Source organism: Lysobacter terrae, from assembly GCF_054782215.1.
The window spans coordinates 1,634,150-1,653,702 of sequence record NZ_BAAGSX010000001.1 but is presented as its reverse complement, the minus strand read 5'-3'; the positions used below and the strand labels follow the sequence as shown (position 1 = coordinate 1,653,702).

General features: G+C 67.7%; 17 protein-coding genes. 12 read left to right on the top strand and 5 right to left on the bottom strand.

Features of this window, described 5'->3' with window-relative positions; translation table 11 throughout:
- Positions 1 to 173 precede the first annotated feature (173 nt).
- Entirely contained in the window at positions 174 to 1,721 is a 1,548-nt protein-coding gene (locus ACYVJ8_RS07715) for a helicase HerA-like domain-containing protein (RefSeq protein ID WP_460710869.1), read from the bottom strand.
- Positions 1,722 to 1,985: 264 nt separating this feature from the next.
- Between ACYVJ8_RS07715 and ACYVJ8_RS07710 the strand changes: the two genes are divergently transcribed.
- Positions 1,986 to 3,530: a transglycosylase SLT domain-containing protein gene (locus ACYVJ8_RS07710; protein WP_460710867.1), complete on the top strand. Its 1,545-nt coding sequence runs from the start codon at positions 1,986 to 1,988 to the stop codon at positions 3,528 to 3,530.
- Positions 3,531 to 3,569: 39 nt separating this feature from the next.
- Positions 3,570 to 4,256 carry a lysoplasmalogenase gene (locus ACYVJ8_RS07705; protein WP_460710865.1) on the top strand — a complete coding sequence of 229 codons (687 nt, stop codon included), beginning with the start codon at positions 3,570 to 3,572 and terminating at the stop codon, positions 4,254 to 4,256.
- A gap of 53 nt (positions 4,257 to 4,309) precedes the next feature.
- Here the strand turns inward: ACYVJ8_RS07705 and ACYVJ8_RS07700 are convergent, their stop codons facing one another.
- Genes ACYVJ8_RS07700 through ACYVJ8_RS07690 form a run of 3 tightly spaced genes read right to left on the bottom strand, consistent with a single transcriptional unit; the run spans position 4,310 to position 6,284 of the window.
- Positions 4,310 to 4,711, bottom strand: a complete 402-nt coding sequence (locus tag ACYVJ8_RS07700) for a hypothetical protein (protein WP_460710863.1) — start codon at positions 4,709 to 4,711, stop codon at positions 4,310 to 4,312.
- 44 nt (positions 4,712 to 4,755) lie between these two features.
- Positions 4,756 to 5,628, bottom strand: a complete 873-nt coding sequence (gene asd, locus ACYVJ8_RS07695; protein WP_460710861.1) for an archaetidylserine decarboxylase — start codon at positions 5,626 to 5,628, stop codon at positions 4,756 to 4,758.
- A complete protein-coding gene (locus ACYVJ8_RS07690; RefSeq protein WP_460710859.1) occupies positions 5,625 to 6,284 on the bottom strand; it encodes an SCO family protein in 660 nt (219 codons plus the stop codon). The genes asd and ACYVJ8_RS07690 overlap by 4 nt, the downstream gene beginning before the upstream one ends.
- A 172-nt stretch (positions 6,285 to 6,456) precedes the next feature.
- Between ACYVJ8_RS07690 and prmB the strand changes: the two genes are divergently transcribed.
- The 6 genes from prmB to ACYVJ8_RS07660 all read left to right on the top strand — a co-directional run bounded on the left by prmB (position 6,457) and on the right by ACYVJ8_RS07660 (position 13,927).
- Positions 6,457 to 7,371 carry a 50S ribosomal protein L3 N(5)-glutamine methyltransferase gene (gene prmB, locus ACYVJ8_RS07685; RefSeq protein WP_460711103.1) on the top strand — a complete coding sequence of 305 codons (915 nt, stop codon included), beginning with the start codon at positions 6,457 to 6,459 and terminating at the stop codon, positions 7,369 to 7,371.
- Positions 7,372 to 7,653: 282 nt separating this feature from the next.
- Positions 7,654 to 8,793: a chorismate synthase gene (aroC, locus tag ACYVJ8_RS07680; RefSeq protein ID WP_460710857.1), complete on the top strand. Its 1,140-nt coding sequence runs from the start codon at positions 7,654 to 7,656 to the stop codon at positions 8,791 to 8,793.
- A gap of 126 nt (positions 8,794 to 8,919) precedes the next feature.
- Positions 8,920 to 9,948, top strand: a complete 1,029-nt coding sequence (locus ACYVJ8_RS07675; RefSeq protein ID WP_460710855.1) for an aspartate-semialdehyde dehydrogenase — start codon at positions 8,920 to 8,922, stop codon at positions 9,946 to 9,948.
- A 696-nt stretch (positions 9,949 to 10,644) separates the two neighbouring features.
- The gene (locus ACYVJ8_RS07670) at positions 10,645 to 12,426 is read left to right on the top strand and encodes a FimV/HubP family polar landmark protein (protein ID WP_460710853.1); all 1,782 of its coding nucleotides are present in this window, start codon (positions 10,645 to 10,647) and stop codon (positions 12,424 to 12,426) included.
- Positions 12,423 to 13,250: a tRNA pseudouridine(38-40) synthase TruA gene (gene truA / locus ACYVJ8_RS07665; protein ID WP_460710851.1), complete on the top strand. Its 828-nt coding sequence runs from the start codon at positions 12,423 to 12,425 to the stop codon at positions 13,248 to 13,250. Before ACYVJ8_RS07670 ends, truA begins: the two co-directional genes overlap by 4 nt.
- Positions 13,251 to 13,273: 23 nt before the next feature.
- Entirely contained in the window at positions 13,274 to 13,927 is a 654-nt protein-coding gene (locus ACYVJ8_RS07660; protein WP_460710849.1) for a phosphoribosylanthranilate isomerase, read from the top strand.
- Positions 13,928 to 14,123: 196 nt separating this feature from the next.
- On the opposite strand, the gene ACYVJ8_RS07655 is transcribed toward ACYVJ8_RS07660, so the two are convergent.
- Complete coding sequence (locus ACYVJ8_RS07655) at positions 14,124 to 15,017, bottom strand: LysR family transcriptional regulator (protein ID WP_460710847.1); 894 nt, start codon at positions 15,015 to 15,017, stop codon at positions 14,124 to 14,126.
- Positions 15,018 to 15,110: 93 nt separating this feature from the next.
- Here ACYVJ8_RS07655 and trpB point away from each other — a divergent pair, with 93 nt between their 5' ends.
- The 4 genes from trpB (at position 15,111) to glmM (ending at position 19,531) form a co-directional block, all read left to right on the top strand.
- On the top strand, positions 15,111 to 16,328 hold the full coding sequence (gene trpB, locus ACYVJ8_RS07650; protein ID WP_460710845.1) for a tryptophan synthase subunit beta: 1,218 nt from the start codon (positions 15,111 to 15,113) through the stop codon (positions 16,326 to 16,328).
- Between the two features lie 16 nt (positions 16,329 to 16,344).
- Positions 16,345 to 17,136 (top strand): tryptophan synthase subunit alpha, encoded by a 792-nt coding sequence (gene trpA, locus ACYVJ8_RS07645; protein ID WP_460710843.1) that lies wholly within the window; start codon positions 16,345 to 16,347, stop codon positions 17,134 to 17,136.
- A gap of 152 nt (positions 17,137 to 17,288) precedes the next feature.
- The gene (gene accD, locus ACYVJ8_RS07640) at positions 17,289 to 18,179 is read left to right on the top strand and encodes an acetyl-CoA carboxylase, carboxyltransferase subunit beta (protein ID WP_460710841.1); all 891 of its coding nucleotides are present in this window, start codon (positions 17,289 to 17,291) and stop codon (positions 18,177 to 18,179) included.
- A complete protein-coding gene (glmM, locus tag ACYVJ8_RS07635) occupies positions 18,176 to 19,531 on the top strand; it encodes a phosphoglucosamine mutase (RefSeq protein ID WP_460710839.1) in 1,356 nt (451 codons plus the stop codon). The genes accD and glmM overlap by 4 nt, the downstream gene beginning before the upstream one ends.
- Positions 19,532 to 19,553: the final 22 nt, after the last annotated feature.

The window sequence follows — 19,553 nt, the reverse complement described above, 5'->3', positions numbered from 1 at the left end:
CAGCGAGTTGCTTTCGCTTTTTTGCCAACGCGCCCGAGATGGATGGGAGGGCCGGCGGTGCTGGTGGGCAGGCGTGACTGTCAGCGGCATGGATGCCGCTGACAAGCCTCCATGGACGGATTCACGGCGTGTCACGACTGCCCACCGGCGCCGCCTGCCCGTGCCGAGAAGTGTCAGCGGCGGCCGCCGAAGATGCTGCCGAGAACGCCGCGCAGGATCTGTCGGCCGATCTGGTTGCCGACGGTGCGTGCGGTTTGCTTGGCCATGGCTTCGACCATGCCTTGGCGGCGCTTGGTGCCGAACACGGCGTCCTTCACTGCCTGGCCGAAGCCGCCTTCCTCCGCGTCGTCCTGCTCGCGCGTCTTCGCCGGCGGCGCTTCGGCCCTGGCGGTGGCGACCTCGGCCTTCTTCGCCAGCAATTCCGCGGCGGATTCGCGATCGATCGCCTTGTCGTACTTGCCGCCGACCGGGCTGCCCGCGCGCACCTGCGCGCGCTCGGCATCGGTGATTGCGCCCATGCGGCAGCGCGGCGGCGCGATCAGCGTACGCTCGACCGGCATCGGAATGCCCTTGTCCTGCAGCGCCGACACCAGCGCCTCACCCGTGCCCAGCTTGGAAATGGCTTCGGCGACATCGAGCTTGGGATTGGCGACGAAGGTTTCGGCGGCGACCTTCACCGCCTTTTGGTCGCGCGGCGTGAACGCACGCAGTGCGTGCTGCACGCGGTTGCCGAGCTGGCCGAGAATTTCGTCGGGCACGTCGTCGGGGAATTGCGAGCAGAAGTACACGCCCACGCCCTTGGAGCGAATGATGCGCACGACCTGCTCCACGCGCTGGCGCAGCGCCGCCGGCGCGTCGTCGAACAGCAGATGTGCTTCGTCGAACACGAACACCAGCTTGGGCTTGTCCAGATCGCCGACTTCCGGCAGCTGCTCGAACAATTCCGACAACAGCCAGAGCAGGAACGACGAATACAGGCGCGGCTTGAGGATGAGCTGCTCGGAGGCGAGCACGTTGAGCACACCGCGGCCGTTGGTCGTGGTACGCATCAGGTCGGCGAGTTCCAGCGCGGGCTCGCCGAAGAACATCTCGCCGCCTTCCTGTTCCAGCCGCAGCAGCGAGCGCTGGATCGCGCCGATCGACTGCGTGCTGACCAGGCCGTAGGAGGTGGAGATGTCCTTGCGCTCGTCGGCGACCAGGCCGAGCAGGGCGCGCAGGTCTTCCAGATCGAGCAGCAGCAGGCCGCGGTCGTCGGCCAGCTTGAAAACGATGTCGAGCACGCCGCTCTGGGTGTCGTTGAGCTCGAGGATGCGCGAGAGCAGGGTGGGGCCCATCTCGCTGATGGTGGTGCGGATCGGATGCCCGTTCTTGCCGAACAGATCCCAGAAGACGACCGGGTTGGCCTCGTTGGCGTAGTCGGCGATGCCGATCTCCTGGATGCGCGCCTGCAGCTTGTCGTTCATCGCGCCCGCCACGGCCAGGCCGGCGACGTCGCCCTTCACGTCGGCGAGGAAGACCGGCACGCCCATCCGCGAGAAGCCTTCTGCGATGGTCATCAGCGTGACCGTCTTGCCGGTGCCGGTGGCGCCCGCGACCAAGCCGTGGCGATTGCCCAGGCGCCCCTGCAGGAAGACCTGGCCGTGGGTTTCGGGCAGGGAGTCCGGCGCGGTGACCGCCTTGCCGAGGAGGACGGCGTTGTTCGGGGACGCGTTGTCTGCCATGTGCGGTTCCGGGAGCTATCAAGAGTGCCGCGATTCTATGCCAGCGGTGAATGTCCGCCGTTCGCCGAATGTCAAGGCTCAGGGCTCGCGCGTGAAGACGTGCGACTTCGCTGCCACGGGGAAGTTCCCCGGCGGAACCCGGTCGCAGTTCGGCACCCGCGCCACGTGATTGGGTGAATGGCGCGGCTCATGGGCCGCGTTCTGCCATTGCCGCCGCGCCCGCTGCGGGTCTACCCTCCCCAGACCCCCACGCTTACGTTTCCCATGCAACTGATGTTCCGCTCCATTCTCGCCGCGGCCGTGCTGGCGGCGATTTCCGGCAATGCCGCCGCGGTCTCGCGCCGCGACCAGGCCAATATCGACGCGCTCAACACGCGCATGCAGGCCGCCGAGGCCAAGTACCGCGACGCCATGGTCATGATCGGCAACGCCGATCCCGACGGACAGAAACAGAGCGATGCCGCGCTGGAGGACATGGAGGACGTCATCGCCGAATGCATGAAGCAGCGCGGCTGTTCGGTTCCCACCCAGCTGGCGACCTACAAGCGATTGCTCAAGCTCAATGTCGACGCCGAAGCCGACGCCTCCGAAGAAGAGCCCGAAAGCGACGACGACCATGCCGGCACCCTGGCCGCCGACGTGCCCGAAGCCGCGCGCGCCGCGCATCTGCTCGCGGACGATCATCGCTTCGACAAGATGGTGCAGTTCAATCCCGCCGTGCAGGCCGCCATCCGCCGCTGGCTCACCGACATGCGCGGGCCGTTGATCAGCAGCTACGAGAATTACGAGTACATGCGCTACCTGATGTGGCCGCAGTACGAGCGCGCGGGACTGCCCGAAGCCTTGCTGTTCGGCATCATGGCCAAGGAATCCAACGGCAAGGTGCATTCGACCTCGCGCGCCGGCGCGGCCGGGCCGATGCAGTTCATGTACGCCACCGGTCGCCGCTTCGGCCTGGGCGACGACGGCACCGGTTTCGACACGCGCTACGACCCGCGCCGCGCCGCGGAAGCCAGCGCGGCCTATCTCAACGAACGCATGGGCCAGTTGAATCGCAGCATCGAGCTGGCGCTGGCTGCCTACAACGGCGGCGAAGGACGTGCGCAGCGCGTCTTCCAGGGCAGCAGCGGCAACTTCTGGGAAGCCGGCGTCTATAACCAGTTCCCGTCGGAAACGCAGGACTACGTGCCCATGGTGATCGCCGCGGCCTGGCTGTTCCTGCATCCGCGCGAATACGGCCTGAGCTTCCCGAAGGTGGATGCGAAGCCCGCACCGCTGCGCCTCGCGCAGCCCAGCTCGATCTACCAGCTGACCATCTGCCTGGGCAACCGCGGCGAGCGCGAGGGCTACATGCGCGCGCTGCGCAACCTCAATCCGCGCTATCAGGCGGAAGCCTGGCTGCCGGCGGGGACCACGATCAACGCGACCACGAAGATCGTCGGCCTGTACAACCGCTGGTGCACCTCCGGTCCGCGCGCCGAACTCGCGCGCACGCTGGTGATGAGCGATCCGAACACCGCGATCGTGCGCATGGGGCCGGTGACGACGGTCGGAGTGAATGGGGAATCGGCGCCGTCCGACGAAACCATCGAAACGCCGGTGGTCCCCGGCAAGAAGGCGGAGAAGCCCAAGCCTACCAAGCCCAAGCACCCGCGCAACTATCGCGTGCAGCGCGGCGAGACGCTGACCGCGATCGCGCAGAAGTTCCAGTGCGACACCGGCGATCTGGCCAAGGCCAACAAGATCAAGGGGCCGCGTTTCGCGATCCGGCCAGGGCAGAGACTGAAACTGGAAGGCTGCGGCGAATAAGCCGTCCTACCATGCGGCAAGGATGACGAGGGGGAAGGGATGGTGACGCAAACGTTGTCGGCCTCGCGGGGAAGCGAGGGCCGGTGGATCGCGGCGGTGGTGACCGCCGCGGTGCTCGCGATCGCGGGCGCAATGGTTCCCGAACTGCGCTGGCTGCATTACGCGTGCAAGCCGCTGGCTACCGTGCTGATCGCGGCGATGGTGTGGTGCGCGCCCACCGGCGGCCGTTACCGGACCGCGGTGCTGGTCGGGCTGCTGCTGTCGGCGCTGGGCGATGTCTTCCTGATGCTCGAACCTGCGCCGGGCGGCCCGGACTGGTTTGTATTCGGGCTGGCGAGCTTCCTGTTCGCGCATGTGGCGTATCTCGTCGGCCTGTGCAGCCGCGCGAAGCTGCTGGCGAAAGTGTGGCCCTACGTGCTCTACGCCGTGATCGCGCTGGCGATCTCGAGCGTGCTGTGGCCGCATTTGCCGGCAGCACTGAAGGCGCCGGTCGGCGTTTATGTGCTGCTGCTGTCGGTGATGGCGGCGCAGTCGGCCGTGGTGTGGTCGTGTCTGCGCGACAGATCAGGCGCGGCGGCGGCGTTGGGTGGCGCGTTCTTCGTGGCCTCGGACGCGACGCTGGCGATCGATCGCTTCGTTGCGCCATTTCCCGGTGCGGTTGTCATCGTGCTGGCGACCTATTGGTCGGCGCAGTTGTTGATCGGCCTGTCGGTAAGAAGGCTGTAAGCGGAAAAAAGAAAGGCGGCCGATTGGCCGCCTTTCCTGTATCTGCCTGGTGATCAGGTCTTCTTCGCCTTCTTGCGCTGGCAGGCGGTGGAGACCGCGCGTGGATCGTCTTGCTTCGGCCCGATGGCACGCAGCGAAGTGGCGCCTGTGGCGCTTGCACGCGGATCGTCCTGCTTGGGACCGATGGCTTCCAATCCGCCCTGCACGATGATGCCCTTCTGCGCGGCCGGATCGTTCGTGCCGGTTCCCGGTACGGCGGTGCCGTCGCCTGTGCAGTCGTCCGTGGACACGGCGCGCGGGTCGTCCTGCTTGGGGCCGATGGCCTCGCGTCCGCCCTGCACGACGATGCCTTTCTTCGCGACGGGCGCCGCGGTCTGTGCGTGCGCCGGCAGGCACAACGCTGCCGATGCGAAGCCGAGTACCAGGACCGATGCGGCGGAAATCAACTGCTTCATGCAAGCCTCCTTGATGCAACGCGGTTGTTACGGCGGAAAAAATCTCAGGCGAGCGTGGCTAGGCGACCGCCCAGCTTCACCGGAAGCTGGGCGCGCAGTTCGGAATTCAATTCGGCCACGCCCTTGGGCAGCAGCACGATCACGGTCGAACCATAGTTGAAGCGCGCCATTTCGGCGAAGCGTTCCAGAGCAATGCCGCTGCCGCGGTAGTCCTTGGTCGTAATCGGGCCGCCATAGGGCGGAATCTCGACGCCGCCCCACACGGTCTCCACGCCCGAGACCAGCAGCGCGCCAACCATCACCACCGCCATCGGCCCGAAGTCGCAGTCGAAATGGCAGACCACGCGCTCGTTGCGCGCGAATAGCTTCGACACCGAGCCCACCGCATCCGGGCCGACGCTGAAGAGGCGGCCGGGCACGTGCACGGTTTCGCGCAGCGTGCCGGTCCACGGCATATGCACGCGGTGATAGTCCTTCGGCGACAGATACACGGTGGCATAGACGCCGCCATCGAAGGCGTGCGCGGCATCCTCGTCGCCCAGCAGCTCGGCGGTGGTGAAGCCGTGGCCCTTGGCCTGGAAGATGTGGCCGGAGTCTTCGTGCAGCACGCCTTCGTCGGCGCGGCCGATGTGGCCGCATTCGCTGATCTTGCCGTCCGCGGGCATCAGCAATACGCGCGGATCCGGATCGGCGATGCGCGCACCGATTTTCAGCGCGCGGGTGAAGAACGCATTGAAGGTTGGATAGCTGGTCGGATCGGGATTCGCCGCTTCCGCCAGGTCGACGCCGAATTTGCGCGTGACCGTATCGATCAACCACTGCTTGACCGCGCGATTGCGCGAATAGGCGAGCCGGCGCGCCAGCGAAGACAGCAGGCGATGCGGCAGAACGTAGGTTAGGGCCGTGATGGGGCTCACTTGGTGCTCTCGGTCAGTGCGGTCCGGGTCAAAGCGGTCATGTCGTCGGCGATGTCCTTGGGCTGCAACGGCGGCTGGATGAAGCCGGTGAGGCGTCCCTGTGGATCGAGCACCGCCAGCGACGCGCTGTGGTCCATGGAATATTGATCGGCCGGTGCGCCTGCGCCCGCGGGCACCTTCGCGAAGACCATGCTCAGCGAACGGGCGAAGGTCTCCAGCGCCGGCACGTCCGCCGTGGCGGCCAGCGTGTCGCGGTGGAAGGCGTGGGCGTATTCGCCGATCAGGTCCGGCGTATCGCGTTCCGGATCGACCGACACGAAGAGCACGCGCGGACGCGTGGCCTCGGGCAGCGTCGCCCACTGCTTCTGCGCGCCGGCCAGCTGCGCCAGCGTGGTCGGGCAGACGTCCGGGCAGTGGGTGAAACCGAGGAACACGACGGTCCAATGGCCCTTCAGTTCCCCCGGCACCAGCGGCGTGCCGTCGGATTGGCGCAAGGAGAACGCCGGCAACGCGCGCGGCGGGTCGAACAGGCGCGCGGCCTTCAGCGCCGGGCGAGTCCCGGCGGGCGAATGCGCGAACCAGCTGCGGGCAGCGAACAGGCCGAGCCCGGCCGCCAGGGCCGCGATCAGGACATAGACGGTGGTGCGGTTGAACATCGCCGGTTCCTAGGCTTGGGGCAGCGAAAAGCGGCCGCCATGATACCGGTCGGCCGTGCCGGCGCCGCGCAGGCCGGTGCCGCGACGGCCGGGCGCAGGCGCCGCCCGTATAATCTGCGCCCCCTTTCAGCGCAGAACCGCCGTGGCCGCCCAGTCTTCCCCCGAACAGCCGCTGTTCGAACAGGTCTCCGTCATCGACCTGATCCGTTACGGCGGCAGCCGCTTCAACGCGGCCGGCCTGACCTTCGGCCACAGCTACGACAACGCACTGGACGAAGCCACGCAGCTGGTCCTGCACGCGCTGCATCTGCCGCACGACCTGAGCCCGGTGTATGGCGCGGCGCGCGTCACCGCGGAAGAGAAGGCGAAGGTGCTGGCCTTGTTCGAACGCCGCATCGCCGAACGCATTCCCGCGGCCTACCTGACCGGCGAAGCCTGGTTCGCCGGACTGAGCTTCAAGAGCGACCGCCGCGCGCTGGTGCCGCGTTCGCCGATCGCCGAACTCATCCTTACCGGCTTCGAGCCGTGGCTGGGCGGCCGCGAGGTGGAGCGCGTGCTGGACCTGTGCACGGGTTCGGGTTGCATCGCCATCGCCACCGGGCACTACCACCCGAACTGGCAGGTGGACGGCGCCGACATCAACGACGAGGCGCTGTCGCTGGCGGCGGAAAACAAGGAGCGCCTGCACGCGACCAACGTCACCCTGCGCCAGTCCGATTTGTTCAAGGAGCTGCAGGGCGAGGTCTACGACCTGATCGTGACCAATCCGCCCTACGTCACCCATGCCGAAACCGATGCGTTGCCGCAGGAATATTCGTACGAACCCGAACTGGGCCTGCGTGCCGGCGACGATGGCCTCGATCTCGCGCTGAAGATCCTGCGCGACGCGCCCGAGCACCTGAGCGAGAACGGCCTGCTGATCTGCGAAGTGGGCGAAGCCGAGCACGCGCTGGCCGCGCTGTTGCCGGAGCTGCCGATGGCATGGGTGGAGTTCAAGGTCGGGCAGATGGGTATCTTCGTGGTCGAGCGCCACGACCTGGTCGAGCATCACGCGCGGATCAAGGCGCTTGCGGACGCGCGGGGCTGAAGCAGCTCGCTTCGCTCGCGCCCCTCATCCGGCGCTTCGCGCCACCTTCTCCCCGCAAGCGGGGAGAAGGAAGAGTCACGGTCCTCTTCTTCTCCCCGCTTGCGGGGAGAAGATGCCCGAAGGGCAGATGAGGGGAGGCGAGCGCAGCGAGTTGCTGTTGCACTTAAACGGCATAGCGACATCGCATAAGCCGGCGCCCCCAGCGCCGGCCAGTTTCCCGTATATTTCAAGGCCTTAACCCGCCCATCTCACCCCGCGCCGGAAGACGGCGTCAGGATCCTCTTGGCCAGCAACACCTTCGGCAAGCTGTTCGCAGTGACGACCTTCGGCGAGAGCCACGGTCCGGCGATCGGCTGCGTGATCGACGGGTGCCCGCCGGGGATCGCGATCGCGCCGGAAGAGTTTCGCCACGATCTGGAGCGCCGCGCCACCGGCAAGACCCGGCACACCTCGGCGCGGCGCGAGGCGGACGAGGTCGAGATCCTCAGCGGCGTGTACGAAGGCGTCACCACCGGCACGCCGATCGCGCTGCTGATCCGCAACACCGACCCGCGCAGCAAGGATTACGCGAACATCGCCGCGCAGTTCCGCCCGGGCCACGCCGACTACACCTATTGGCAGAAGTACGGCATCCGCGATCCGCGCGGTGGCGGCCGTTCCAGTGCACGCGAAACCACGATGCGCGTGGCCGCCGCGGTGATCGCCAAGAAGTGGCTCGCGCAGCGCTACGGCGTGCAGGTGCGCGGCTATCTGTCGCAGATCGGCGAGGTCGTACCGCGCCGTTTCGACGCCGACGCGATCGATTGGGCCGTCGTTGAATCCAACCCGTTCTTCTGGCCGGACGCCACGCAGGTCGACGAGCTGGAGAGTTACATGGACGCCCTGCGCAAGTCGGGCGATTCGGTCGGCGCACGCGTGGACGTCGTCGCCGAAGGCCTGCCGCCGGGCTGGGGCGAGCCGATCTACGGCAAGCTCGACGGTGAACTCGCCGCGGCGCTGATGTCGATCAATGCGGTCAAGGGCGTGGAGATCGGCGACGGTTTCGCCGCGGTCGCGCAAAAGGGCAGCGAACACCGCGACGAGATCAGCGCGGACGGCTTCCTGAGCAACCATGCCGGCGGCATCCTCGGCGGCATCAGCACGGGCCAGGCGCTGCGTTGCTCGACCGCGTTCAAGCCGACCTCCAGCCTGCGCCTGCCGGTACAGAGCCTGGACACGGCAGGCAACGCCGTCGAAGTGGTCACCACCGGCCGCCACGATCCCTGCGTCGGCATTCGCGCTACACCTATTTGCGAAGCGATGGTCGCGCTGGTGCTGATGGACCAGGCGTTGCGCCATCGCGCGCAGTGCGGCGACGTCGGCGAGGTCGCGCCGCTGGTTCCGGGCAAAACCGGCGCCAAGAAAGGCGACGCCAAACGATAGCGGCCAGTCTTGATGGGACTGTGTTGCCGGTTCGCAACACCCTGACTGTGCCGCTTGTGTAGTGTTTCAACCACGCATTCCTGCGGCCGCGCCCGGCGCGCCGCGCAAGCCTCCAAAGAGAATCCTATGAGCCAGAAGACCTATACCGTTGCCGTAGTGGGCGCCACCGGCGCTGTCGGCGAAACCATGCTGAAGGTGCTCGCCGAGCGCCAGTTCCCGATCGGCAAGCTGCACGTGCTCGCCAGCGAGCGCTCGGCCGGCAGCAAGATCGAATTCGGCGCGCGCCAGCTGGTGGTCGAAAACCTCGCCACCTTCGATCCGAGCGGCGTCGACATCGCACTGTTCTCCGCCGGCGGCGCCGTGTCGAAGGAATATGCACCGAAGTTCGCTGCGGCCGGTGCGGTGGTGATCGACAACTCCTCCAGCTTCCGCGGCGACGCCGACGTGCCGCTGGTGGTGTCGGAAGTGAATCCGGAGCAGGTGAAGAACCGCCCGCGCGGCATCATCGCCAACCCGAACTGCTCGACCATGCAGCTGATGGTCGCGCTGGCGCCGATCCACCGCGCCGTGGGCATCGAGCGCATCAACATCGCCACCTACCAGTCGGTGTCGGGCACCGGCGTCAAGGCGATGGAGGAGCTGGGCCGGCAGACTGCCGCGCTGCTGAACTTCCAGGACGCGCAGCCGAAGGTCTATCCGGTGCAGATCGCCTTCAACGTGATCCCGCACGGCGGCGACTTCCTCGACAACGGTTACACCACCGAGGAATGGAAGCTGGTCACCGAGACCCGCAAGATCCTCGGCGACGACAACATCCAGGTGAACGCCACCGTCGTGCGCGTGCCGGTTTTCTATGGCCACTCCGAAGCGGTGCACCTCGAGACCCGCGAGAAGCTCAGCGTCGACCGCGCGCGTGAACTGCTCGCCGCGCAGCCGGGCCTGGTGCTGGTCGACGAGCGCAAGCCGGGCGGCTATCCGACCCCGGTCACCCACGCTTCCGGCACCGACCCCGTCTACGTCGGCCGCCTGCGCGAAGACGTGTCGCACCCGCGCGGCCTGGACCTGTGGGTGGTGGCCGACAACATCCGCAAGGGTGCCGCGACCAACGCCGTGCAGCTGGCTGAACTGGTTATTGCCGAGGCTGACGCTTCTTAAAGCGGTCGCTTCGGAAGGACGCGCTTTAAAGCGGTTCGCTTCGGTAGGACGCGCTACCCGACGGGACGGGGGTGCTCCGCCCCTCCGGACGGCATCCCTGCCTTTAGTCGGGGCCGCGGACCATCCTGGTCCGCTCTCCGCACCCCCATCCCATCGGGCAGCGCTCACCGCGAGCGTTGTGATCACCGCTTCGGCGTCGATGCTCTTCTTCTCCCCGCATGCGGGGAGAAGATGCCCGAAGGGCAGATGAGGGGGAGCGAGCGCAGCGAGTTGCTTTCGCTTTTTTGCCAACGCGCCCGAGATGTATGGGAGGGCAGGCGGTGCCGGTGGGCAGACGCGACTGTCAGCGGCATGGATGCCGCTGACAAGCCTCCATGGACGGATTCACGGCGTGTCGCGACTGCCCACCGGCGCCGACTGCCCGTGCCGGGATCGCTATCGCCGGCAAACACGTCCCCTCACCCTGCGTCGCTACGCGACGCTGTCCCTCGCTCTGCCCCCGGCCCTCGCGCATAGCGCGAGGGCGTTCAGGCGTGCACGCGCCAGTGGCGCGTAAGCAGCACGCCTTCACCCCGCAAGCGGGGCGAGGGAGTGAAGCGCCAAAACCCAAACCCGCTCAACCATTTGCAGCAGCTTCATTGCAAACCGCCTGCACTGAGGGCTAGAGTCGCGCCGGGGAAGGGCGTGAGGCCAGTCGTGAAGCGAATCGCGGGAACCGTTGTAGCGCTGCTGGCCGCCATGGCCAGCTTCGGCGCGTCCGCGCTCGGCCTGGGCCAGATCGAGGTCAAGTCGAAGGTCGGCCAGCCGCTGGTGGCCGAAATCCCGATCGTCACCGGCGATCCGTCCGAACTCGAACAACTCCAGGCCGGCCTGGCCTCGCCAGAAACCTTCTCCCGCATCGGCCTGCGTCCGCCGGTCGGCATCATCGCCGAGCTGCAGTTCACCCAGGCGCTGGATGCCCGCGGCAATCCCATCATCCGCGTCACCAGCACGCAGCCGGTCAGCGATCCGCTGCTGACCTTCCTGGTCGAAGTCGACTGGGGGCAGGGGCGACTGGTGCGCGAGTACTCCGCGCTGGTCGATGCGCCGCGCACCGTCTCCGCACCGTTGCAGCCCGACATCGCGGCGCCGACCGTCGAAGCGCCGGCCGTCATCGAGCGTCCGGTCGATCCGACCGCGGTCGCGACCGAGCAATCGCCCGCGCCGGCGCCGGCCGAAACGCCGTCTCCTGAAGCGACGCCTGCCGAGCCCGCGCCGCTGAACAACACCGCGATCGCGCCGACGGCGCCGATCGCACCGCCGCCGCAAGTCGCCACCGCGATGCCCGCACCGGTGACGCGTCCGCCGCTCGGCGACAACGACTACTCCGTGCAGCGCGGCGACAACCTGTCCTCCATTGCCGCACGCGTCGGCGCCGCCGGCACGCTCGATCAGACCATGATCGCGCTGTTGCGCGCGAACCCGGACGCCTTCATCGACGGCAACATCAACCGTCTCAAGGCCGGCGCCGTGCTGCGCATGCCCGGCGGCGATGCGATGACCGAACTGGACGCGCAGCAGGCCAGCGCGATCGTCCATACCCAGATCCAGGAATGGCGCGCCTCGCGCCGCGCCGCGCCGCAACCGGCCGACGTCGAACAGCGCAGTGGCGATATCGCCGCGCAGACCAAGCCCGCCCCGGCTGCGGCTTCCACTTCACCTTCCAAGCGCGTTGCCGATGCACGTCTGGAAATCGTTCCGCCCGGCGCCAGCGATGCGACCAAAGCGGGTACACAGTCCGGCTTCAGCGCCGGAGGCGAGGGCGCGATGCTCGAACAGGAACTGACCCAGACCAAGGAAACCCTCGCCGCGCGCGAGGCGGAAACCCAGGAACTCAAGAGCCGCGTCGCCGAACTCGAAAAGCTGCAGCAGCAACAGCAGCAGCTGCTTTCGATGAAGGACACCGAACTGGCCGCCGCGCAGCAACGCCTCGCGCAAACGCAGAAGCAGCAGACCCAGGCGTCGGTGATGCCGTGGGCGTTCGGCATCGGCGGCGCATTGGTGCTGGGCGGACTGATCGCGTGGTTCCTGCGCCGCCGCGATGCGGCGAAGCCGAGTTTCCGTGCGCCCGTCGCCGCGACGCCGACGCCTTCCATCGCCGATGCGTTCGCGCCGCGGGCAATGGATGACGTAGCCGAAGCGGAAGTCGAAGCCGAGCCGGTCGCGCCCGCACCCGCACCGACGCTTGCCGCGGTTGCACCGGCTGCACGCGCACCGGAACCGCCGACGCGCGCCGCGCCCGCGTGGCATACCGGCGGCGCACAGCGCGAGCTGCTGGACCCCGCGACGCAGGCGGCGCACGAACGCCTCGAACTGGCCCGTGCCTATCTGGATCTGGGCGATCTCGCCGGCGCACGCCAGTTGCTGGGCGAAATCGTGATCAACGGCGACCACGCCGCACGCCAGCAAGCACAACGGATGCTGCGCGAACTCGAATGAAGGATGGCGTCCCGCCCTTGCAGCGCTATGCGATGGGCATCGAATACGACGGCAGCGAGTTCAGCGGCTGGCAGCGCCTGAGCAAGCACGGCGAAAGCGATCCGGAAGGCTACGTCACCCTGCAGTCGGTGATCGAAGAAGCGCTGTCGTTCGTCGCCGGTACGCCGATCGAGACGATCTGCGCCGGCCGTACCGATGCCGGCGTGCACGCGGCCGGGCAGGTCATCCACTTCGACAGTCCCGTGCGGCGCGATCCGCGCGGCTGGGTGCTGGGTACCACCAGCAAGTTGCCGCCGGCGATCGGCGCGCTGTGGTGCGTGCCGGTGACGGACGAATTCCATGCACGCTTTTCCGCACGCGCGCGGCGCTATCGCTATTCGATCCTCAATCGCCAGGTGCGGCCTGCGCTCAATCGCCAGGTGCTGACGTGGGAACGCCGGCCCCTGGACGCGGCGGCGATGCATCGCGCGGCGCAGGCCCTGTTGGGCGAGAACGACTTCTCCGCGTTTCGCACCGTGCACTGCCAGGCGCCGCATGCGCGCCGCGAGTTGCAGGAAATAGCGATAGCGCGTGAAGGCGATGTGGTGACGGTGGAAGTGCAGGCCAACGCCTTTCTTCACCACATGGTGCGCAACATTGTCGGAAGCTTGCTGGTAGTCGGACGCGGCGATGCGCCGGAGGATTGGATTGCGCAGCTGCTTGCCGGTCGCGACCGTACCAAGGCCGGCCCGACGGCGCCGGCGAGCGGCCTGGTTTTCCTGGGGCCGCGCTATCCCGCCGATGTCGTCGAGCGCTGCGGTCTGCCTGCACACATTCGCCTGTGAGGAGCGCGTAAGCCTGTGAGGAAATGGTGAAGCCCAACTACTTCCGCACCCGCATCAAGTTCTGTGGGATGACCCGCGCCGGCGACGTACGCCTGGCCAGCGAGCTTGGCGTGGATGCCGTCGGGTTCGTGTTCGCGCGTTCGAGCAAGCGTCGCGTCGAGCCCGAAGAAGCGCGTGCGATGCGCACCGCGCTCGCGCCCTTCGTCGATTCGGTGGCGTTGTTCATGGACAACCCGCAGGACGAAGTGCGCGAGATCGTCCGCCATGTACGGCCGAGCCTGCTGCAGTTCCACGGCAACGAGGACGACGCCTTCTGCCGCAGCTTCGGAGTGTCTTATTTGAAGGCGATTGCGATGGGCAACGGCGGCATACCGTCGACGATGCCCTTGCGTGCGCGCTATCCGAGCGCGGCCGGTTTCCTGTTCGACAGCAATGCGGCGGGCGGCGAGGGCGGCAGCGGCAAGACCTTCGACTGGTCGCAGATTCCGCAGGACCCGGGCAAGCCCTGGCTGCTGGCCGGCGGCCTGACGCCGGAGAACGTGCACGACGCTATCGTGACCACGCGTCCCTGGGGCGTCGACGTCGCCAGCGGCATCGAGCTATCGCCCGGCATCAAGGACGGCGACCGCATGCGCCAGTTCGTCGAAGAAGCGCGCCGCGCGGATTGCCACAGCTGACAGTTGTCCTCAGCTTCTCCTTCTCCCCGCTTGCGGGGAGAAGGTGGCGCGAAGCGCCGGATGAGGGGAGGCGAGCGCAGCGAGCTGCTTTGGCTGTCATCCATCAAGCAAGAGCAACAGCAGCTCGCTGCGCTCGCCCCCTCATCTGCCCTTACGGGCATCTTCTCCCCGCAAGCGGGGAGAAGAAGAGCAAGCCTCAGCGCGGCTCCGCAAGCGCCTCACGCAACCACTCCGCCAGTTTCGCGACGCGCCGGTCTTCGCTGCGCTTGGGCGCACACAGCACCCAATGCGCGTCCGTGGCGAGAAATCCCCACGGCGCCGCCAATCGTCCTGAAGCGATGTCTTCGTGCACCAACGGCTCGGGCGCGATAGCGACACCGAGGCCGGCTTCCGTCGCTTCCAGCAGGTAGTACAAGTGTTCGAAGCCGGTGCCGAAGCGCAGCGCCGCCGCGTCGAGGCCTTGGCGTCCGGCCCATTCGCGCCAAGCTTGCGGCCGCGATGTCGTATGCAGCAGCGGCAGTTCGAGCAGCACTTCGGCCGGTGCGCTGCGCACACGTTCGAAGCCGGCATAGCGCGGGCCAACGACGGGTCCGATGCGCTCCGGCGCCAGCACATGCACCTGCCATGACGAGGGCCAGGGCGGTTCGGCGATCAGCAGCGCCGCGTCGAGTCCGGACAGCGCGGCGTCCGGTGGCGCATCGCTGGCGGCCAGGTGCAGGGTCAGCTCGGGTTGATCGCGGGCCAGCCGCTCCAGCCTGGGGATCATCCAACGGGCGAGCACGCTGCCGGGGCAACCGAGGACGAAGGGCGCCTGGACCTGCCGGCGCTGCAGATCGGCCCAGGCGGACCGCAGGGGTTCGAGGGAGGATTCGGCCGCTTCGTACAAGCGCCGGCCGGCCGCTGTAAGGGCGAGGCCACGGCCCTGCTTGGCGAACACAGGCGCGCCCAGCGCTTCTTCGAGTACCCGCAGTTGCCGGCTCACGGCGCCGTGGGTCACGTGCAGCTCCTGCGCGGCCCGGCTCACGCTGTCCAGGCGGGCGACGGCTTCGAAGGCGCGCAGGGCGTTCAGTGGCGGCAGGTCGCGGCTCATCTGTGACTTTTCCTGACAGGATGGCCAGATTTTATACCTTTGTGGTCCCGTGGCCGCGCGCTAGAGTGAGATGTCGTCCCCGCTGCGCCCACCATGAGCCTGACCGAAATTCCGGACTTCCACGCCTACCCCGATGCCGCCGGGCATTTCGGCCGCTTCGGCGGGCGTTTCGTCGCCGAAACCTTGATCGGGCCGCTGGAGGCGCTGGCGCGGGCCTATGACGAGGCGCGGGTCGATCCGGCCTTCATCGAAGCCTTCGAGAAGGATCTGGCCCACTACGTGGGTCGACCCAGCCCGATCTATTTCGCCGAACGGTTGAGTCGGGAAGCGGGCGGCGCCCGCATCCTGCTCAAGCGCGAAGACCTGAACCACACCGGCGCGCACAAGATCAACAACACCATCGGCCAGGCCTTGCTCGCCAGCCGCATGGGCAAGACCCGCATCATCGCGGAGACCGGCGCCGGCCAGCACGGCGTCGCCAGCGCGACGGTCGCCGCACGTCTGGGCCTGGAATGCGTGGTCTACATGGGCGCCACCGACATCGAGCGCCAGAAGATCAACGTCTATCGGATGAAGCTGCTCGGCGCGACGGTCGTGCCGGTGACCAGCGGTTCGGCGACCTTGAAGGACGCGCTCAACGAAGCGATGCGCGACTGGGTCACCAACGTGGAGGACACGTTCTACATCATCGGTACCGTCGCCGGTCCCGATCCGTATCCGCGCATGGTGCGCGACTTCAACGCCGTCGTCGGCCGCGAGGCGCGCGCGCAGATGCTGGCCGAATACGGGCGCCTGCCGGATGCGGTCACGGCCTGCGTCGGCGGCGGCAGCAATGCGATCGGTGTATTCCATGCGTTCCTCAACGATCGCCATGTGCGCCTGGTCGGCGCCGAAGCGGCGGGCGAGGGCATCGCCACCGGCCATCACGCGGCGTCGCTGGCGGCGGGTCGGCCGGGCGTGCTGCACGGCAATCGCACCTATGTGCTGTGCGACGACGACGGGCAGATCATCGAAACGCATTCGGTCTCCGCCGGCCTGGACTATCCCGGCGTCGGCCCGGAGCACGCCTTCTTGAAGGAAACCGGCCGCGCGGAGTACGTCGGCGTGACCGATGACGAAGCACTCGCCGCCTTCCATCAACTGGCGCGTACCGAAGGCATCCTGCCCGCGCTCGAGTCCAGTCACGCGATCGCGCAGGCGATGAAGCTCGCGCGCGAACTGCCGAAGGACGCCCTCGTGCTGTGCAATCTGTCCGGCCGCGGTGACAAGGACGTGCACACGATCGCCGGCCGCGAAGGCATCACGTTCTGAAGCGGAATCCCCTCGCATGACCCGTATCGACAACCGCTTCGCCAAGCTCGCGGCCGCAGGCCGGAAGGCGCTGATCCCTTTCATCACCGCGGGCGATCCTTCGCTCGAAGCCACGGTGCCGGTGATGCACGCGCTCGCCGAAGCCGGGGCCGATGTCATCGAGCTGGGCGTTCCGTTTTCCGATCCGATGGCCGATGGGCCGACGATCCAGCGCAGTTCGGAGCGTGCGCTTTCGCGCGGCGCCGGACTTTCCTATGTGCTCGATTGCGTGCGCGGCTTCCGCGAAACCGATGCGGACACGCCGATCGTGCTGATGGGCTACCTCAACCCGGTCGAGATCCGCGGCGCGGATCGCTTCGCCGCGGAAGCCGTGGCGGCCGGCATCGACGGCGTGCTCCTGGTCGATCTTCCGCCGGAGGAAGCCGGCGAATTCCGCGCGGCCTTTTCCGCGCACGGGCTCGCATTGATCCTGCTGGCCGCCCCGACCACCAGCGACGCGCGCCTGGAATCACTATGCCGCCAGGCCAGCGGCTACCTGTACTACGTCAGCTTCGCCGGGGTCACCGGCGCCGACCGGCTCGATACCGCGGCCGCGACCGATCGCCTGCACGCGATCCGCGCGCGCAGCGCGGTGCCGGTGGCGGCGGGATTCGGCATCAAGGACGCGGCCTCGGCCCAGGCCATGGCCCGCGAGGCGGACGGTGTCGTGGTCGGCAGCGCCCTGGTGTCGGTCCTGGCCGCCAGCGACGATCCGGTCGCCGCGGCCGGCCGCTTCCTGCGTCCGTTGCGCCAGGCGCTGGACGCCTAGGTCGCGTCCGGCGGCACTACCACCGCGTTTCCGCGACCTTCAGCACACAAAACCGGCCTCCGGCCCCGGGTGGGGACCGGCAGGACGCGCTCGCGCTAAACTGCTCGTTCGCCATTAGCGCGCTTAGCGCCCATCAGGGGAACACCCAAAGCATGTCCTGGCTGAAGAAACTCATGCCCTCCGGTATCCGGACCGAGTCCGGCACGGCCAAGCGCCGCAGCGTGCCCGAGGGCCTGTGGGAGAAGTGCGACCGCTGCGGCGTCGTGCTCTACCGCCCCGAGCTCGAGGAAAACCTCGAGGTCTGTCCCAAGTGCAATTTCCACATGGCGATCCGCGCCCGCGCGCGGCTGGCTTCGCTGTTCGATGCCGATAGCACGACCGAAATCGGCGCCGAACTCGGCCCGACCGACGTGCTGAAGTTCAAGGACCAGAAGAAGTACTCCGACCGCATCAAGGCGGCGCAGAAGTCCACCGGCGAGCGCGACGCGCTGATCGCCATGCAGGGCAAGCTCAAGGACCGCGACCTGGTCGCCGCCTCGTTCGACTTCGCCTACATGGGCGGCTCGATGGGCTCGGTGGTCGGTGAACGGTTCACCCTGGCGGCCGAGCGCGCCGCCGACATCGGCTGCCCGTTCGTGTGCTTCTCCGCCAGCGGCGGCGCGCGCATGCAGGAGAGCCTGTTCTCGCTGATGCAGATGGCCAAGACCTCCGCGGCGCTGGCGCGCTTGCGCGCCAAGGGCCTGCCGTACATCTCGGTGATGACGCATCCGACCACCGGTGGCGTCTCGGCCTCGTTCGCGATGCTGGGCGACATCAACATGGCCGAGCCGGAAGCGCTGATCGGTTTCGCCGGTCCGCGCGTGATCGAGCAGACCGTGCGCGAGAAGCTGCCGGAAGGCTTCCAGCGTTCCGAATTCCTTCTCGACCACGGCGCCATCGACCAGATCTGCGACCGCCGCGAGATGCGCGACCGCATCGCCCATCTGCTCGCGCTGATGATGAAGCAGCCCGCGCCGCAGGACGACAACGAGGTCGCCGCTTGAGCCGTCGTTATTTCGGCACTGATGGCATCCGCGGCCGTGTAGGCGAAGGCCCGATCTCGGCCGACTTCGTCCTGCGCCTGGGCAATGCCTACGGTCACGCGCTGGTGCAGGCGTTCCAGGGCCGCATGTGGCGCAAGCCGCAGGTCATCATCGGCAAGGACACGCGCATTTCGAACTACATGTTCGAAGCCGCGCTGGAAGCCGGACTGGTCGCGGCCGGTGTGGATGTGCAGCTGATGGGGCCGATGCCGACCCCTGCGGTTGCGCACCTCACCCACTCGATGCGCGCCGACGGCGGCATCGTGATCTCCGCATCGCACAACCCGCATTACGACAACGGCATCAAGTTCTTCTCGGCGCAAGGCGAGAAGCTCGACGACGCCACCGAACTGGCGATCGAAGCCGCGCTGGAACAGCCGTTCCGCACCGTGCCTTCGGAGCAACTCGGCAAGGCTGTGCGCACGCGGGACGCGCTGGGTCGCTACATCGAGCATTGCAAGGACTCGGTGTCGAAGAACTTCGACCTCAAGGGCATGCGCATCGTCGTGGATTGCGCCAACGGCGCGACCTATCAGCTGGGCCCGCTGGTGCTGCGCGAACTGGGCGCATTGGTGGACGCGATTGGGGTTGAGCCCACTGGCCTCAACATCAACGATGGCGTCGGCTCTACGCACCCGGAAACGCTGGCCGCGCGCGTGCGCGAAACCGGTGCCGATCTGGGCATTGCCTTCGACGGCGACGGCGACCGCGTGCTGTTCGTGGACGGCGATGGCGTTGTGCGCGATGGGGACGATCTGTTGTACGTGCTCGCGCGCGACTGGAAGGAAAGCGGCCGCCTCCGGGGCCCGGTCGTGGGTACGCTGATGACCAATTACGGCCTCGAACGCGCGCTGGAAGGCGAGGGCATCGGTTTCATCCGCGCCAAGGTCGGTGACCGCTACGTCCACCAGCAGTTGGTGGCGAATGGCGGCGTACTGGGCGGCGAAGCCTCGGGTCACATGCTGTGCCTGGATCGCAGCGGCACCGGCGACGGTATCGTCAGCGCGCTGCAGGTGCTGGAAGTGCTGGGGCGCCGCGGCCTCTCGCTGAGCGAGGCCCTGCGGGGGCTGCAGCGTGTACCGCAGAAGACCGTCAACGTGCGTTACGCGGGCAAGGCCAAACCAGCGGAAGCGCCGAGCGTGCAGGCCGCATTGGCCAGCGCGCAGGCCGCCGTGGCCGGGCGCGGCCGTGCCTTCCTGCGTCCCTCCGGCACGGAGCCGGTGGTGCGCGTGACCGTGGAAGCCGACGACGCGACGCTGATGCAGCAAACGCTGGATGCGCTCGCGGCCGCCGTGCGCGCCGCAGCCGAATAGATATTCACGACAAAGAACTGAC

Excerpts from the sequence above, each read along its gene's own strand:
- ACYVJ8_RS07715 (WP_460710869.1), bottom strand. The coding sequence starts at position 1,721 with ATGGCAGACAACGCGTCCCCGAACAACGCCGTCCTCCTCGGCAAGGCG.
- ACYVJ8_RS07710 (WP_460710867.1), top strand. The coding sequence starts at position 1,986 with ATGCAACTGATGTTCCGCTCCATTCTCGCCGCGGCCGTGCTGGCGGCG.
- ACYVJ8_RS07705 (WP_460710865.1), top strand. The coding sequence starts at position 3,570 with ATGGTGACGCAAACGTTGTCGGCCTCGCGGGGAAGCGAGGGCCGGTGG.
- ACYVJ8_RS07700 (WP_460710863.1), bottom strand. The coding sequence starts at position 4,711 with ATGAAGCAGTTGATTTCCGCCGCATCGGTCCTGGTACTCGGCTTCGCA.
- ACYVJ8_RS07690 (WP_460710859.1), bottom strand. The coding sequence starts at position 6,284 with ATGTTCAACCGCACCACCGTCTATGTCCTGATCGCGGCCCTGGCGGCC.
- ACYVJ8_RS07675 (WP_460710855.1), top strand. The coding sequence starts at position 8,920 with ATGAGCCAGAAGACCTATACCGTTGCCGTAGTGGGCGCCACCGGCGCT.
- truA (WP_460710851.1), top strand. The coding sequence starts at position 12,423 with ATGAAGGATGGCGTCCCGCCCTTGCAGCGCTATGCGATGGGCATCGAA.
- ACYVJ8_RS07660 (WP_460710849.1), top strand. The coding sequence starts at position 13,274 with ATGGTGAAGCCCAACTACTTCCGCACCCGCATCAAGTTCTGTGGGATG.
- ACYVJ8_RS07655 (WP_460710847.1), bottom strand. The coding sequence starts at position 15,017 with ATGAGCCGCGACCTGCCGCCACTGAACGCCCTGCGCGCCTTCGAAGCC.
- trpB (WP_460710845.1), top strand. The coding sequence starts at position 15,111 with ATGAGCCTGACCGAAATTCCGGACTTCCACGCCTACCCCGATGCCGCC.
- trpA (WP_460710843.1), top strand. The coding sequence starts at position 16,345 with ATGACCCGTATCGACAACCGCTTCGCCAAGCTCGCGGCCGCAGGCCGG.
- accD (WP_460710841.1), top strand. The coding sequence starts at position 17,289 with ATGTCCTGGCTGAAGAAACTCATGCCCTCCGGTATCCGGACCGAGTCC.